Origin of the sequence: Acaryochloris sp. CCMEE 5410, assembly GCF_000238775.2 — a bacterium.
Taxonomy (GTDB): Bacteria; Cyanobacteriota; Cyanobacteriia; order Thermosynechococcales; family Thermosynechococcaceae; genus Acaryochloris.
Genome location: NZ_AFEJ02000002.1, coordinates 1,620,896 through 1,637,526 on the forward strand (window position 1 = coordinate 1,620,896; position 16,631 = coordinate 1,637,526).

The 16,631-nt window shown below is 46.7% G+C and carries 15 protein-coding genes and 1 pseudogene; 9 read left to right on the forward strand and 7 right to left on the reverse strand.

Annotation, left to right across the window (positions count from 1 at the left end; translation table 11 throughout):
* Positions 1–2: 2 nt before the first annotated feature.
* Positions 3–395, forward strand: a complete 393-nt coding sequence (locus ON05_RS28305) for a cytochrome c (protein ID WP_010477845.1) — start codon at positions 3–5, stop codon at positions 393–395.
* Here the strand turns inward: ON05_RS28305 and ON05_RS28310 are convergent.
* Together ON05_RS28310 and ON05_RS28315 are read right to left on the reverse strand one after the other, a co-directional pair.
* Entirely contained in the window at positions 392–688 is a 297-nt protein-coding gene (locus ON05_RS28310; protein ID WP_010477843.1) for a DUF3593 domain-containing protein, read from the reverse strand. The two genes, ON05_RS28305 and ON05_RS28310, sit on opposite strands and share 4 nt — an antisense overlap.
* A gap of 11 nt (positions 689–699) precedes the next feature.
* The gene (locus tag ON05_RS28315) at positions 700–1,008 is read right to left on the reverse strand and encodes a DUF2499 domain-containing protein (protein ID WP_010477841.1); all 309 of its coding nucleotides are present in this window, start codon (positions 1,006–1,008) and stop codon (positions 700–702) included.
* Positions 1,009–1,079: 71 nt separating this feature from the next.
* On the opposite strand from ON05_RS28315, the gene csaB reads away from it, so the two are divergent.
* From csaB to ON05_RS28330, 3 genes are all read left to right on the forward strand, one after another.
* On the forward strand, positions 1,080–2,120 hold the full coding sequence (csaB, locus tag ON05_RS28320) for a polysaccharide pyruvyl transferase CsaB (RefSeq protein WP_010477839.1): 1,041 nt from the start codon (positions 1,080–1,082) through the stop codon (positions 2,118–2,120).
* Complete coding sequence (locus tag ON05_RS28325) at positions 2,117–3,376, forward strand: glycosyltransferase (RefSeq protein WP_010477837.1); 1,260 nt, start codon at positions 2,117–2,119, stop codon at positions 3,374–3,376. The genes csaB and ON05_RS28325 overlap by 4 nt, the downstream gene beginning before the upstream one ends.
* A gap of 106 nt (positions 3,377–3,482) precedes the next feature.
* Positions 3,483–7,190 carry a leucine-rich repeat domain-containing protein gene (locus ON05_RS28330; RefSeq protein WP_010477835.1) on the forward strand — a complete coding sequence of 1,236 codons (3,708 nt, stop codon included), beginning with the start codon at positions 3,483–3,485 and terminating at the stop codon, positions 7,188–7,190.
* A 40-nt stretch (positions 7,191–7,230) separates the two neighbouring features.
* Here the strand turns inward: ON05_RS28330 and ON05_RS28335 are convergent.
* From ON05_RS28335 to rsmA, 5 genes and pseudogenes are all read right to left on the reverse strand, one after another.
* Positions 7,231–8,756: pseudogene (locus tag ON05_RS28335) on the reverse strand (IS5 family transposase).
* A 217-nt stretch (positions 8,757–8,973) separates the two neighbouring features.
* Positions 8,974–9,543: a Uma2 family endonuclease gene (locus ON05_RS28340; protein ID WP_010467884.1), complete on the reverse strand. Its 570-nt coding sequence runs from the start codon at positions 9,541–9,543 to the stop codon at positions 8,974–8,976.
* Positions 9,544–9,655: 112 nt separating this feature from the next.
* Positions 9,656–10,213 carry a TerD family protein gene (locus ON05_RS28345; RefSeq protein ID WP_010467886.1) on the reverse strand — a complete coding sequence of 186 codons (558 nt, stop codon included), beginning with the start codon at positions 10,211–10,213 and terminating at the stop codon, positions 9,656–9,658.
* A gap of 143 nt (positions 10,214–10,356) precedes the next feature.
* Positions 10,357–11,289, reverse strand: coding sequence for a 4-(cytidine 5'-diphospho)-2-C-methyl-D-erythritol kinase (gene ispE / locus ON05_RS28350; protein WP_029314921.1), 933 nt, complete (start codon positions 11,287–11,289; stop codon positions 10,357–10,359).
* 48 nt (positions 11,290–11,337) lie between these two features.
* On the reverse strand, positions 11,338–12,147 hold the full coding sequence (gene rsmA / locus ON05_RS28355; protein WP_010467890.1) for a 16S rRNA (adenine(1518)-N(6)/adenine(1519)-N(6))-dimethyltransferase RsmA: 810 nt from the start codon (positions 12,145–12,147) through the stop codon (positions 11,338–11,340).
* Positions 12,148–13,540: 1,393 nt separating this feature from the next.
* On the opposite strand from rsmA, the gene ON05_RS28360 reads away from it, so the two are divergent.
* From ON05_RS28360 to ON05_RS28380, 5 genes are all read left to right on the forward strand, one after another.
* Complete coding sequence (locus ON05_RS28360) at positions 13,541–13,774, forward strand: CTB family bacteriocin (RefSeq protein ID WP_010467893.1); 234 nt, start codon at positions 13,541–13,543, stop codon at positions 13,772–13,774.
* A gap of 273 nt (positions 13,775–14,047) precedes the next feature.
* Positions 14,048–14,281, forward strand: coding sequence for a CTB family bacteriocin (locus ON05_RS28365; RefSeq protein ID WP_010467895.1), 234 nt, complete (start codon positions 14,048–14,050; stop codon positions 14,279–14,281).
* A gap of 169 nt (positions 14,282–14,450) precedes the next feature.
* Entirely contained in the window at positions 14,451–14,684 is a 234-nt protein-coding gene (locus tag ON05_RS28370; RefSeq protein WP_010467897.1) for a CTB family bacteriocin, read from the forward strand.
* Positions 14,685–14,781: 97 nt separating this feature from the next.
* Positions 14,782–15,087 (forward strand): CTB family bacteriocin, encoded by a 306-nt coding sequence (locus ON05_RS28375; protein WP_262562452.1) that lies wholly within the window; start codon positions 14,782–14,784, stop codon positions 15,085–15,087.
* Positions 15,088–15,313: 226 nt separating this feature from the next.
* Complete coding sequence (locus ON05_RS28380) at positions 15,314–16,618, forward strand: HlyD family secretion protein (RefSeq protein ID WP_010467901.1); 1,305 nt, start codon at positions 15,314–15,316, stop codon at positions 16,616–16,618.
* The last annotated feature ends 13 nt before the right edge of the window (positions 16,619–16,631 follow it).

A 16,631-nucleotide genomic window follows, 5' to 3' on the forward strand; every position in this document is an offset into this window, starting at 1 on the left:
TTTTGGAAGATCCTGCACTTAAATCAGAGCAAACCTTAAATCCTGACCTCAATGTTCAAAAAGCATTACTGGTCGCCCTCAGCTGGTTCCTAGTGATCGCAGTCATCATCGGTGCTGTCTATCAGCTCCGCTTATCTGATCCCTATGTGCGAGATGTCTTGCATCAAGAAGGAGACGTGTCTCAAGGGAATGCTATTTTCCAACTCAATTGCTCTGGCTGTCACGGCACTTCAGGGGACGGAAAAGTTGGCCCCAGCCTGCATCGAGTCGCCGCCCATCGGTCGCAGGTCGGTTTAATTTATCAAATTACGAGCGGTAAAACGCCGCCAATGCCTAAGTTTCAAGCTAGTCCCCAAGAAATGGCTGATTTATTGGAATATTTAAAAACCCTCTAATCTGCTTCCTGGCGGGCTTGCAAAATAGCCTGACGAAATCCCAACACAATCACGATATTAGAGAGGGTCAAAAAGACTTCGGCTGAGCCATGCAGCCAGTCGACATTGGCTAAGGATACCCCATAGGTCTTGAGGGCATAAATACCTGCCGGGATGGTGACGGCAATAAATAGCAAGGTTAGGTAAAACCCAATCAACGCTAACCGAGGAGCTTGACCGGAGCGAGTCAAAAACCACAGAAACCCCAGATAAGGAATCAGAGAAATCGCAAATAGTGCGTCTTTAGTAGCCATAATTCAACAGGTTAAGCATCGGGGTTGGGTTGACGTTGGGACCAGAGCAGGGCAGCTACACCACAGAGAGTGACATTGCCGAGAACGGTCATAGACGCTTGCAGGGTCACAAGCCATTCCAGCTCAACGGGATTATCGAAAAAATGCCAAGTGCAGGCACACATGGCCCCCACTAAGGCGGGTAACATGGCCAGGGAAAACCACCGCCAGGTCGGGTTTTGACTGACTTCGCTATAGGTCCAGATCAGCCAAATGGCCATAATCCACTCGATCACGCTGGAAACGTGAATAATCCAGGTGGGAATTGAGAGGGCGTGCATAACCAATACATGAATAAGGGGCGGTCTAGGATAATCTTACAAAAGATTGGATTGGGAGAGGTCTGAAACCGATGCGGGCAATTTTAAGTGGCTACTATGGTTTCGGCAATGGCGGTGATGAGGCCTTGCTTGCGACCCTGCTGCAAATGCTGCCGAAGGAGGTGTCGCCCCTGGTTTTGTCTTCGAATCCCAAACAGACCGCGCGACAGTATCAGGTGGAGACTTGCGATCGCAACCATTCGATCCGCGTATTTCAGGCCATCCAACAGTCGCAAGCCTTTATTTGGGGTGGCGGTAGCCTCATCCAAGATGCCACCAGTGCCCTTAGTCCGGTCTACTACATTGGCCTAATGGGATTGGCCCAGGGATTAGGCTTAAAAACCATTGCCTGGGCGCAGGGGATTGGCCCTCTCAAACGCAAAAGCACTCAAATTCTGGCTCGACGAGCATTTCGCAACTGTTCTGCGGTGAGCGTGCGCGATCAGGCGTCTGCTAAATATATCGAAGATTGGGGGATTCCTTACCAAATCGCCCCTGATCCAGTTTGGAATTTAGCGGCAAAGCCCGTGGGATGGGTGGATAAACTGCCATCGCCAAAGGTGGCATTGGTGTTAAGGTCGCACCCCCAACTCACTCCCCCTCGTTTGCAAAACCTAACTATAGCCCTGGTAAAGTTCCAGGCCCAAACCCAAGCCCATATTTTGATTATTCCGTTTCAAGCCACTCAGGATTTGGAGATTGCCCAATCTATTCACGACCAAATCCCTGACCATAGTTCACTCATTCGTCTGACCAACCCCAGCGACCTGAAAGGGGTGTTCCAAACCGTCGATATGACCATTGCTATGCGGTTGCATGGGCTAATTATGGCTGCAGCTGAAGGCAACCGTTGTTTTGCTTTGAGCTATGACCCCAAGGTTCGCCAGTTTATGCAGGCTCAACAGTGTCCTGGCTGGGATTTAGTTCAAATCCCTGATGACCCAGAGGTGATTTGCCAAAGCTGGCTGGAGCATTTTCAAAAAGGAACGGCCTTGCCGAGGGACGAAATAGCCAATCGCACTCAACAGGCCCTTAGCCACCAACAGGTTTTGCACGAGACCCTACTCTCATGACAAAAATCACTATCCTGACGATCGGCTCCCGAGGAGATATTCAACCTTTTTGTGCCTTAGCCCTAGGTCTGATGGCCAAAGGTTATTCGGTGACGTTAGCGGCTAGCTTTAACTTTGCAGATTTTGTTCAAGAGCTGGGCATCCCCTTTGCCCCCATTGCAGGTGACTTTCGACAGCTTCTATCCACACCCGATGGGCTGGCCTTGCTCCAGGGCAATACGAATGTCACTTTAATAGATGATCAATTGCGATGGCAGCAATATCACGATGCCTGGAATGCCTGTCAGGGAAGTGACTTACTCATTTTTGCCCCCTTAGCGGCTTGGGGATATCACTTGGCTGAAGCGCTCAATATTCCAGCGATTCTGGTCACGCCAATTCCTGTTACCGCCACCCGTTCTTATCCGTTTCTCAAATTTGCAGATTCTTCCCAAGGGAAATTAGCCAGTTATTTCAACGTCTTTACATTTCGATTGGTAGAGTTTCTCTCTTGGCAAAAAAGCCGATTGCTGATGAATCAGTTTAGACAAGAGGTACTGCAGTTGCCTCCTATCTCACGGATGGGAACACGCTATCGTCGCTCCCACCCACCCCACCTATCACCACTCCCTGTTCTCAACTGTTACAGCCAGGCAGTCTTGCCACCACCCTCGGATTGGCCATCCCATGTGCATCAGGGCAGTTATTTATTTCTGGATAATTCAACTCCCTACACGCCCTCTCCTGAGCTACAAGCATTTCTCCAAGCTGACCCCAAACCTTTCTACATTGGCTTTGGTAGCATGATGGCCTGCAATCCTGAAATAATTGTTGACACCATTGTTACGACTCTCCGAAGAACTGGACAGCGCGCTATTTTCTGTACGGGTTGGGGTGGATTTACAACTTCGGAAGTACCGGATTTCCTTTATGTAACCCAGGAGGTACCTCATGATTGGCTTCTACCCCAGGTGACTGCTGCCATCCACCATGGTGGCTCGGGGACCACTGCCGCCACACTGAGGGCTGGAACGCCTTCTATTGTGGTGCCATTTTTTGCCGATCAGCCTGCCTGGGGTAAGCGGCTAGAACAGTTAGGGGTTGGAACTGCACCGCTTCCTTTTGCTGAGTTAACAGCTGAAACTTTGGCAGACAGAATTCAGACTATCCTTGACACTCCATCCATGCAGCACAAAGCCCAAGACCTCAGCCGACAAATTCAAAGTGAAGATGGAGTGGCTATGGCAATTGAAGTGATTGAACATTATCTTCAATGAACTAAGTCATTTGAATGCCAGTCAAATCCCCAAACTTCTTCGGCCTTCTATCGTTTGTTTCCTGTTAATTCGCCAATAACATAGATGGGTAACGATAAAACTCACGATGACTTCTAATGCAGCATTTCAGGTAGCTAAGCAACGGATTGCAGAGGCAAAGAGGATAGCAGCACCTACCCTTGATCTTTGTAGTTTAAAACTAACAGAAGTCCCCAAAGAAATTGGGCAACTTACCAATCTGATAGCACTTTCCTTATCCGGCAACCAACTAACAGAAGTCCCCAAAGAAATTGGGAAACTTACCAATCTGATAGCACTTTCCTTATCCGGCAACCAACTAACAGAAGTCCCCAAAGAAATTGGGAAACTTGCCAATTTAACCCAACTTCGTCTCCACCAAAATCGACTAACGGAAGTTCCTGAAGAAATTGGGCAACTTGCTAGCTTGACAGAGCTTAGCCTCTTTCAAAATCAACTAACAGAAGTTCCTAAAGAAATAGGACAACTCATCAACCTGACGGAACTTTACCTCTCCCAAAATCAGCTGATGAAGATACCCAAAGACCTTGAACGACTCATCAGTCTAACAAAACTTTACCTCTCCCAAAATCAACTAACAGAAGCCCCGAAAGAACTTGGGAAACTCATCAATCTAATGGAGCTTTACCTCTCCCAGAATCAACTAACAGAAGTACCCAAGGAATTCGGACAACTCACCAGCCTAATAAAGCTGAACCTCTCCCAAAATAGACTGACAGGGGTTCCACAAGAACTTGGAGAACTCAAAAGCCTGACGGAACTCCATCTCTCCCAAAACAAACTCATGGAGGTACCAAAAGAACTTGGAAAACTTACCAACTTAACCTGGCTTCACATCGACCAAAATCAACTAACAGAGATTCCTGAAGAAATCGGACAACTTACCAAGCTAACAGAACTTTCCCTCTCCCATAATCAATTAAAAGAAGTACCTAAAGAACTCGGACAACTTGCTAGGCTTACTCGTTTTTCCCTCAGCCAAAATCAACTAATAGAGATACCAAAAGAAATCGGGAAAATCGCCAAATTAATCTGGCTTCGCATCGACCAAAATCAGCTAACAGAGGTTCCCAGAGAACTTAGTCAACTCGTCAATTTAACTCGACTCCACCTCCACCAAAATCAACTAACGAAAATTCCTAAAGAGCTTGGGAAAGTTACCAAGCTAACAGAACTTTCTCTCTCCCAGAACCAACTAATAGAAGTACCTAAAGAACTTGGGCAACTCATCAATCTAGTGGAGCTTCGCCTCAACCAAAATCAATTGACTAAGGTTCCCAAAGAACTTGGAAAACTCACCAATCTGACTCGACTCCACCTCTCCTATAATAAGCTGATAGAAGTCCCCAAAGAACTTGGAAAACTCGCTAGCCTGAGGGAGCTTGACCTCGACCAAAATCAATTGACTAAGGTTCCCAAAGAACTTGGAAAACTTGCCAAGCTGGTGATACTTGACCTCAGCAATAACTCACTCAACCCTGAGCTGTCAGCAGCGTATGAGCAAGGACTAGAAACCTTTTTTGCCTATTTACAGGCGCAGGATGAGAACCAAATTATCTTGAATGAAGCCAAGCTCATCTTGATTGGTGAAGGGGAAGTCGGTAAGACTAGCTTATTGGGCGCACTTCGGGGTGATCCGTGGGTCGAAAATCGAGAAACGACGCATGGTGTCGAAGTCGATATCAAGTCCCTAGCTGTTCAAGATACTAATAGCGGCACCGACATCACCTTTAATGGCTGGGATTTTGGGGGCCAAAATATCTATCGCCATACCCACCAACTTTTCTTTACTGCCCCAGCAATTTATCTTGCCGTTTGGAATCCTCGCCGCGGCCCAGAGCAATGCCGGGTCGATGAGTGGATCAAAATGGTCAAACATCGTGCCTATGATGATGCTCGGCCTGATGTAAAGCCCTATATTTTTGTTGTAGCAACCCATGGTGGCCCCAACGAGCGGCTTGATCATATAGACGAACAAGCCCTCCGAGATGAATTTGGGGATTTAACTGTCAGATTTCACCATGTGGATAGCAAAACTAAGTTTCAGCTTGATGACCTTAAACAGTCCATTACCAAGACTGCTGCCCAAATCCCGCAAATTGGACGGGCTGTACCTGCGAGTTGGCAGCAAGTGCTAGAGGCGATTCGTGAGCGCAGCCAAACCGAACCCTGGATTACTTACGAACAGTTTCAAATTCTCTGCACCGAACAGCAGGTGGATTTAGCCTTAGCCAAAACCTACGCAGCCATCCTCAACGAATTAGGGCATCTGATTCACTACAACACAGATCCGACCCTCAAAGATACCGTTATCCTCAAGCCCGAATGGCTAAGTAAAGCCATCAGCTTTGTTTTAGAAGATCCTCAAGTCAAAGCTCAGAATGGCCTGGTCCGCCATAGCCGTCTCAGCCATTTATGGAATGACCCAGCTAGAGGCGATGATCGCTATCCTCTCGAACTGCATCCCGTCTTTTGCAAGCTGATGGAACGATTTGATCTGTCCTATCAAGTCGAACTGCCCGATGTCGATGCCCAAACCACCAGCTTAATTGCCCAACTGGTCCCCAGCAAACGACCTGAGAACTGGGAACAAGCTTGGATACTACAACCCGGTGATACAGAACGAACCCAAGTCTGTCGTCTGCTCGATAAAGAAACGGGACGCACCGTAGAAGCTGAAGGATTAATGTATCGGCTAATTGTCCGCTTACATCGCTATTCCCTGGGCCGTCAAAATTACTACGATAGCCGTCACTGGAAAAATGGCCTGATTCTAGACGATGGTTTTAACGGTCGCGCCTTTATTGAAGAAATTGGAGGTGACCTCTATGTCACCGTCCGCGCCGCCTACCCCACAGGCTTCCTCGGGCATCTCTGTGCCGAAATTATATGGCTCGTCAAATCCTTCTGGAAAGGCATTGACCCTCGCCTCTATATTCCCTGCCCTACCGAAAACTGTAAAGGCTTGCTAGAGCGGGAGGAAATCCTAGAGTTCAAGAACCAGGGCATGCCCAAGGTGCGCTGTGCCGTCTGCAAAACCTTCCACCCCATTGATGGTTTAATGGCCACCACTGTTGCCAAACCGGAATGGCAAGACGCTGTATCGGAACTAAAGCAAGGACAGCAACAGATCCTCACCGCCTTCAATACCAACTTTGATGCCCTTAGCGTTCAGCTCAAGATCCTAATGAGCCAAGCTGACGAGCAATTCCAAGCCCTCCTCACCACTCTGACTGATCCAGCTAAAGACGGTCCTCGCCTCTTTAGCTTTGAACCCGTCGATCCAGGCTTTTGGGATAAACCCAACTGGATAGCGCAAAAATTCCGGCTCACCCTCTGGTGCGAACATAGTCGGTTGCCCTTACCAGTAATCAGTGGTGAAGCCAAGACAGGTGTTTACGAACTAGAAATCACTCACGATTGGCTGAAACGAGCCTCTCCCTTTCTCCGAATTCTGTCGGTTACCCTCAAACTAGCCTTACCCATCGCCATTCCCGGCACCAAGCTTGCCACCGATGACGACGAGTACAAGGCCATCACCGAACAGCTAGAATTTGGCATCAAATCATCCACCTCGTTAATTTCAGGCAGCGAAAAAGTGGGCGATTGGTTAGTGGCAGGGGACGCCACCGAATTAAACCAGGCCAGTACAGCAACCCAAAACGTAATTCGTGCCCAAGGCTCAGTTCTACGAGAGCTTCATGCATTACTCAGGGAGAAAGATCCAGCCAGTAGCTTTGGTGGCCTCGAACGAGTCCAAAATAGGGTTTGCTGAAAAAGTAAATTGAGCTAATTCCTGGCATCAAATCGTACAATCAACCCAGTTGTGACGGCCAGGGCCATATTCCTTCACTGGCCCTAGAAAAGCCCCAAGGCAGCCCTGGCAGCTCCATAACGCTTTCCAACACCAGCAATCCCACCCAAAAATGAATGATAAAAGGTGGCGGAGCCACCGCTCTAGATTCATCACCAAGAACGTGATAGCAATCGCACTAGCAGCCGTATCCGCTAACTTCGCCATCACTCGATTCAAGCCAAATCTTCGCTTGGCCTGCCCAAACTTGCCCTCAATTTGGACTCTCACCTTTTCGTCCTCCCGTGCTTGTTGCTTGAGTTGGCCCTGCACCTGGGGTCTTGTTGAGGTCTTCCTAACGGTGGTCCACTCAATCGGATACCTCGAGCTTTACACCATCGTCGATTAGCTCGGGTTCGATAGATTTGGTCGGCATGGACTGAGAGAGGATAATGGCCAAAGCGACGATGAAAAGCTTCCACTTGATATTGAAGATGCTGGGATTCATTGAACGCATCCCAGCTTAAACGTTCCAGAAACACACATCCGTTGACACAACTGAGGGATAGCTTGGCCCCAAACTCAACAGGTACTCCAGCTTTGCCTCGGACCATCGGTCGGACATGAGGCTGAGTGAGGCTGACAATACGGTCATCTACTCGACGCACGTGCTGTTGATACATCCACTCTTGCTGTCGAAAGACTTCATGAATCACCAGCAACAGACGGTACTGTCGCCGGGACAGTCGGGACAGAGACGCTCCTAAAGCTATCAATCCATCAATGTGGGCTAGATTCCGACGCACATAGCCCAACTGCTGACGAATCCCTTTACGAATCAGCTTGCGACTCGGTTGACGTTTCTTGGCAATGGCCAGATAAGCTTTGCGGGCCTTTTGGCGGTAGGTGCGAGGTTTGCCCTTGAGAGACAGCATGACTTGAGCATATAAAGCATCAAGGATGGCTTCACTCGCTTTGCGGGCATCATTGAGCAGATCTAAGTCTGTCGGATAGCGAATATCGGCTGGCGCACAGGTCGCGTCTATCAACAATTGGCCCTGGTTGGGAGGGGCAGGAGGCTCATCTTCGTCATCTTCAGGAGAAGGAGATGACTCAGGGGACATCACAACAGGAGAACCCTCAGATGCGAGCACTGATTCCACGACTGCGTCGTTGACTTGAGTCAGCAGCTCTAGATTCAACCGTTGGCGAAAGTGAACCAGCATGGAGGCATCAAACGGAGCACTCTCTCGATATTCACTAAACCCAGAAAGTACTGCAAGTAGGGGTTCTCTCGAATCTGTTCTACGGTCTCTGCGTCGGATACACCCAATTTCTCTTTGATGATTAAGGTCCCTAAGGCCACACGAAAGGGTTTGGCAGGTGCCCCATGGTCTGACTGAATTGGTCTGCATATTCTGATTCAAAGCTTTCCCAGGGAATCAGCTCGGCGAGTTTGACCCAGCGATTCTCTTCTGATAGTTTGCCTCCGAAGGGCAAGTAGAAGTTCTTAAAGGACAGTTGACCGGGGGATGGGCGACGATACATTGGGGTGCATGTGCAAAGGTTTTGAGTATTTTGAACGATTTTCCTTGCACTTCTCAAGGGCGCTCAACACTTGGATACACTGCAAATATTCAACCTTAGACTTTCGAAGCAAGCCCAAAATAAACGCAGAGAATTCCTATGGGTACATCCCAATTACGTCAGTGAATATTAGTACCTCTGAATCTCAATTCGGCACAAACAACTCATTAGGTTCTCTTTACGGATCATTGGCATATCCCTCTGGAATACTTACCAATTGTCGAACCTCTATTGGCTTACCTGGAAAAGCAACAGGACACACGATTCCGTCACTCACGACATTCTGAGTCGAATAATCACCATCCCATAAGTCTCTAAACATTGTCATTTCCCTTCCAGCCACATCAATGACCCAATACTCCGCAATACCTGCTTCCGCATAGAGCTTTCGTTTAGTGTTCAAATCGTAAGCCAGAGTAGAATCTGCAACCTCCACTAACCAATAAATATCTTCTGGATAGGGATGATGCTGTAGATAACGAGTATCCGGTCGACGCACAATCGCAATATCTGGCTCAGGTTCAGACTTAGCCAGGGTAATAGGATGGCCCTCAAAAACGACTGCTTGCTTTTGAAGTATTTGTCTCAGGTAACCAGCATCGCGATCAGTAAAAAATCGATGAAGCTCCCGCTCTGGCGTGATATCCCAAATTTCTCCATTGATCAGTTCACAGCGCCGATGGTCAAGAATACCCAACTTTCGCATGCGCTGATAGTCTGCAACTGACCATTGGGTGGGTGTCCGCACAACTGAACTCTCCCTTACAGGCCGAAGGTGTATCCATATCCTAACTTCACCTGACAGCCGACTCAGAGATCTATCAACATACGAGATAGTGAACAACCCCAGCCATTTTTATTCACTCTGCAAGATATTGATGCAGCAACTCATTACGATTTTTCTGCCGGGCAGGTTCCAAGCAAGGAACGATCTGCCATTGAGTATCTAAACGTTCTAGCGATGCCACCAATAGCATCGTCACACCCTGCCATTGAGCATTAGACAAAGAACACTGCAACAACACCTCTTGGTTGGCATCATTCAAAATTCGCCAAAACGCATTTTCAGTCTGACTAAAATCTTGCTTCTGGGTTTCCCCACAATCAATCGAAACCACAAACAACAGCTTGGCGATATCTGTTGGTAACATCAGCAGATAAACTAACAACTCCTCATCATCCCCTTCCCCCTCACCCGTCAAGTTGTCAGCGAGCAACTTAATCGCGCCAGACGGATGGCGAGGACGCCCCGCGTAAATCATGCCCTCATTTCCATCCATTAACGTTCCATCCACTCCCAGGGCCAAAACCGTCAGATCCAAATCCAGTGATGATTCTTCCTGGGCATCCCAACCCAAACCACAACGGAGTTGAGAAATATGAGGTGGTAAAGCTCGCGGGCCAGAAGCGGGAGTCATGCCATAGTGTTGCGTTAACGTATCCTACACAATATCAAGATCAGGGCTCGTCCATGCTCAACCTTTAATAGACCGACATGCAGCATGAAAAAGCCCCCCAGCAAACCAGCAGACTCAATTCTTTACGGTTAATGTCCTTGCCCCTAAGACAGCAACTGAATGCCACTACTACAAAATTTAGTCACCAAAATTTCTAAATCTGGATCTGGGAGTGCCGTTTGTAGCTGGGTCGCCATCAACTCGGCTTTTGAGCGCGAATCCACTAACCCAAACACCGTTGGTCCTGACCCCGACATCATCGTTCCCAAGGCTCCAAAAGATTGGAATAAGTCGCGAATTTCCTGCACCTGAGGATGTTCAGGCAAGACCACTTTCTCCAAATCGTTATATAGATATTGAGGCACTTTTTGGGAGTCGCGATGGGAAATTGCGGCTAACAGTTCCACCGAATGTCCTTCACGTCGCCGCTTTTCTAACGCTTCTGGATCACGAGCATAGGACTCACTAAATTGTTGCCGATAGGTCTTATAGGCCCAAGGCGTGGCAACGGACAAACTGCGATACTTGGCCAACACTGCATAGAGCTGATCCAAGTCAGGAAGGGGCGTCAATTCTTCCCCTCGCCCTAAAGCCAAGGCCGTTCCCCCCGACACACAAAAAGGAATATCAGACCCCAACTTGGCCGCATAGGTATGGAGTTCAGCTTGGGTTAATCCCAACCCCCACATCAGATCCAAGCCCACCAACACCGCTGCTGCATCTGCAGAACCTCCCGCCAGACCCGCACCAATGGGAATTTTTTTATCAATCGTAATGGCAACACCGCCTTTGCCGGGGAACTGCTCCTGCATCAGCCGCGCAGCCCGATGGGCCAAGTTCGACTCGTCGCAAGGCACTTGAGGGTGATTACAAAACAGCTGAATCCGGTCACCACTGAGAGGCTGTAACTCCACGATATCCGCCAGGTTAACGCTCTGCATCACCATCACCAATTCATGGAACCCATCCGGTCGATCGCCAATAATTTCCAACAATAGATTGATCTTGGCGGGAGCCTTCAGCGTATAAGCATGCATCATAAGTTAGAGGCCGGATGAACCAGTGCAATCAACACTCTACCTCGTCTATACCTGGCTTGGATGCACAGAATCACTTAAGGCAATCCACTGGGCCACACTCAGGTCTTCTGCACGAGCCTGGAGACTGATATTGAGGGTATTCAAACACTCTGATAACTGGTCTCGATCCACGAGTGACTTGAGGTTATTGCGCAACATCTTGCGGCGACTGCTAAATCCTACTTTTAGTAAGGTTGAAAGCCATTGCGGATTTTGGGCAGGTTGGGGATAGAGACGAGGGGTCAGTCGCACCACCGCCGACTCTACTTTAGGGGCAGGCTTAAAGGCAGAGGCGGGGACTGGACAAATCAATTCGCAGTCTGCGAGATATTGCGATCGCACCGACAATCCATTAAAGATCTTTGAACCCGGCTCAGCCACCAATCGATCCGCTACCTCTTTTTGGATCAGCAAGACCACCGTTTCATAAACAGGTTGAGCAGGGGCATCAATACGGCCCAGCAGCTTACTCAGAATCGGACTCGTAATGTTATAGGGAATATTGGCAACGACTTTATTCGGGAGCGGCTCTGCTAGTTCTGCCGCCACATCCAAGTTGAGAAAGTCAAGTTCTAGTAATGTGAAATTTTCCTGGTCATTAAAGGTGTGACGCAAGGATTTACATAGGTCTCGATCTAGCTCAACGGAAACCACGGACTGAGCTTGGGCCAGCAGTTCTCGGGTCAAGACCCCTCTGCCCGGACCGATTTCAAGAATGCGATCGCATCCTTGTATCTTGGCTGCAGCAATAATCTGCCGGAGCACAGCCTGGCTTTTTAGCCAATGCTGAGCAAAACGTTTACGGGGCCTGGGCATTGTAGATTTACCGAAATACCATCAATATTAGCCTGAGATCCAAGCTTTAGCTCCGTACATTCTTAAGCTTTTCATAATAATCGTCCCAAACCACCAAGGCATCCACTAACAAACACATTATTATTTAGGAAAAATGTATTTAACGATACATTCTTGTGATTCGGATCACTTATCCAGGTGATGCGAGTCCGTACTGTACTGACAAGTAGGTGATAGATTCTGTGTTTCTCCAACTCAACTGATTGAACCAAGGGTTGAGTCAAAAAGTATGTTGTTGTGTCCGTCTTTGACGAGAATGAGCACAACAACCGTATGGTATTGGTATACATCCTTTTTTAGCAATAAAAATGACAACTTTTCCCACTCACCTGAGAAACCGGACCTCGAACACCACATTATTTTTCATAAGGAATAACTGATATCACCACAGTTTTAAAATAATTGACTCTCGACTGCATAGACTGTATTCAACGTAGATATCAAACGAACAAAGAATACAGAAGTCAGAATAATTGTTTTCCTTATCAGCAAGCAGAAGAGTTTCTGTCTTGCCAAAAAGGTGCTGGATTTTTTTAAGATCTAAAAGACTCATTATCAGATCTTGCGAAAAATTGGCAACCAACCTATACCACTTAAGAATATTTCCAGTATCTAGATAGCTTTCTCCAATAGTCCTTGTGTTATGGAATCAAACCTAGATTCTGGGCATATATTTGCACCAATTTACTTAAAGGCCAGCACTGTAAGACGGAGACTCTGAACGGAGACAGCTCTGTCCTAACTGCCCAGTGAGTCAGGAGTTAAAGCTGAGCTATCATAAGCTATTCACTGCATTTTAATCCTCATAGCTTTGTCAATGCATCAACAGCAATGAAAAAAAATCAGATATAAAGAAAATATTTAGAAGAAAAATAATAACGCATCTAGATGTGTATCATCAATTTAGATACGCATACTGTAGGAATAAAATATATCTCCTATATACACTTCTAAAAACTAAAAAACTAAATATCCATAGATAGTGCAGTTGCAATAATCCACTATCTACACAATTCAAACCTGAATATAGTCCAAGAATACCAAGATTCAAAGCGATCAAAAAAATCTTAGTATTCCTGGACTTTTATATTTTATATTCACATCAATATAGATTTAAAATAAAGCTCTCATATATCACTTGCAGACAATATTTCAATATTAATTTTTTTTCACAAAAAAAGCTTGACTTGAAATAATTACTACTGTATTAATATAACAAGCGATGAAAAGTATCCAACGGGAGCAAAATTAAATACTTTTCCAAACTCTAAACAAACAGACTTTATTTTCAATCCAAAAACAAAGTCTGTTCAACGTAAACGATTAAATACCTTAGTGCAAGTGAGGTCATATCATGTCTGAATTATTTACTGACTTGTCTGATCAACAGCAAGAACTCGTTGCTGGTGGTTCAGTCACTCTACTCAACGTCAACGCGACCAACTTCTACTCAAATACTGAAATCCTTGGGGCTGCTGGAGCTGCTGGCTCTACTCCAGGTGGATCAGTTGCTGTTGGTGAAATTGCTGGTGCGAACCAAGAAATTTATACCAATGCTCTTGGTGTTCAATTTGGTAATGTTTCCTAGGTACAGACTAACTCTAGTTTAATCATTACCAACATTCCGTTGTATTGAGAACAACCAAGAGCTGGTCTTAATTGTGAACCTAGTACTCCACCACATAGAAGACGACAGGTTCCTAAAAGCTAAGATGCATTGACATCAAGCATTTTGCTTGCGGTGATTTTATCGAAATCACTGTGGCACAGTCCTAGGATATTCACAATTGTTTTGATCCCAGCTTTTGGTTAGTTCCAAGCATTATTCACATTCATTTTTTTGTGCAAGTGAGGTTACATCATGTCTGAATTATTTACTGAATTGTCTGATCAACAGCAAGAGCTTGTAGCTGGTGGTTCAGTCACTCTACTCAACGTCAACGCGACCAACTTCTACTCCAATACTGAGATCCTTGGGGCTGCTGGGGCTGCTGGCTCCACACCAGGTGGATCAGTTGCTGTTGGCGAAATTGCTGGTGCGAACCAAGAAATTGATACTAAAGCACTTAGTGTTCAATTCGGTAACGTTGCTTAGGCATCATTTTTTGCCCTAACAACATAGTTCTATTTTGTAAGACTACTGAAAGCAAGTGTATACAATACCGAACAAACTAACAATAATTCTTTTTTAGTTTGAAATTAAGCTTTTCAGCAGTACTTACATCTAATTCCATTAATCTCTTAAGTGCAAGTGAGGTCATATCATGTCTGAATTATTTACTGAATTATCTGATCAACAGCAAGAACTCGTTGCTGGTGGTTCAATCACATTGATCAACGCCAATCTAACCAGCTTTAAATCCAATACTGAAGTCCTTGGGGCTGCAGGTGGAGCTGCTTCTGGCCCTGGTGGATCTGCCGCAGTTGGTGAAATTGCTGGTGCCAACCAAGAACTTCATACCACTGCCATTAACTTTCAGTATGGCAACGTACTATAGTCATCCATTTGACTGAGTTTTAAGTTTCAAAACCACACGATTAGGGCTGTATAAATTGCATGAATTCTTTGAGTGAACAATGCTTGTCAAGTTCATTATGGAATCACAATTTCATTCAGCCCTATTCCAGTTTGTCCCAACGTTCCAATCACCCATTATGTCTGGTCAATCCTCTGAGTTATTTATAGAGCTATCTGAACATGAGCAAGAAGGTGTTGCAGGGGGCACAACAACACTATTCAACTTAAATCAGACGGAATTCTTCTCTCAGTTAAACCTATATCAAGCGAGTGGCGTAGCCACTGCTGGCCCCAGCGGTGCTAGCGCATCTGGGTCAATCACCCACATGAACCAAACCATAGACACTAAGGCATTCAACTTCGCCTTCGGCCAGATTGATTGATACAAAAAATCGGGAAGGCAGGTATCTCAATCATCCCAGTGCAAGTGAGGTTTTTGGATATATCCTGCTTTCCCTTAAGTGGCTAAAACATTGAGATTCCAGTGTTTTAGCTATTCAGAGAGCTTTTAGCTTCTCAAGGATTTAATTATAACAGGCATTAAAGATTAGCCCGTTTCTTGACCTAACCCCTTATCAATCTCCTTAATGCATAGCCCCATAAGATTCCATGAATACCCTCCAACCTGATCAACTTCACTTTGTTCAGGAAGATGAATTTTTACCCTCCATTAGCCCGTGGATTTCAATGGGGGGAATGGTTTTGGTGCTGGTATTCGGTGCCGCTGTTGCCATTTCCTCTACCCTCAAATTCAGCATTACTGTCAAAGCCCCTGCAGCCATTCGGCCTGCAGGTGGCCTGAGTATCGTCCAAAGTGGCATTGACGGCACCATTACTCATATCAACGTGGAGGAAAACCAGGTCGTCAAAAAAGGCGATCTGTTTGCACAGCTAGACGATTCAGGGTTGCAAACCCGCAAAAGCCAACTGCAAGGAGATATCCAATCTATTACTCTGCAGAGATATCAGATCAATGCTCAACTCAGAGCGTTAGACCATCAAATTATTGCTGAAACCCGGTTAGTCAGCCGTTCCATCGCCGCCGCAGAAGCCAACTTAACCTCACACCGTCGTCGCTACCAAGATCTTAAAATCAGTACCGAAGCAGACCTAGAAGAAGCCCAAGCCGGGTACCACCTGGCTTCTGAAGAGTATCTACGCTTCAAAGAACTCGAGGAATCAGGAGCCATTGCCAAGCTGCAGGTCAAAGAGAAAGAAGCCTCTTTGAAAGCAGCATCCGCCAGGATTAAGCGTCTCAAGGCTGCAACCAATCCGTCAGACGCCACTATTGATCAAGCCTTAGAACAAATTGCCCAGGAGAAAGCCAGAGGTAGTGTCACCCTTGCAGGCCTCAATCAACAAAAAGAACAGCTGATGCGCACCCGCATCGAAGCCCAAAAGCAGCTCCAACGGACTCAAAAAGAGCTACAGCAAATCGATAACGAACTCAAAGGCACTAAAATCCGGGCTCCCATTGATGGCACCGTTTTACAGCTCAATCTGCGCAATCCCGGCCAAGTGGTGCAGCCTGGAATCCCCATCGCTCAAATTGCCCCCCGCAACGCTCCTTTGATTATCAAGGCTAGGGTCAACGCCCAAGATATCAACCAGGTGAAAACAGGGCAGATGGTTCAAATGCGCGTTTCAGCCTGCCCCTACACGGACTACGGCACCTTACAAGGAACCGTTATGAAGGTGTCACCGGATGCCATTCCGGTGAATGATGCTAGCGGTCCAGCCACCAGTCCAGCTTTTTATGAAGTTACCGTTCAACCTCGAACCTTATATATGGGCAATCAACAGCGCTGGTGCCGCCTGCAATTCGGGATGGAGGGTCGAGCCGATATTGTGTCACGCCAAGAAACCGTTCTCCAATTTGTATTGAAAAAAGCCCGCTTAATGTCCAACTTTTAAACTTGCCTGATCA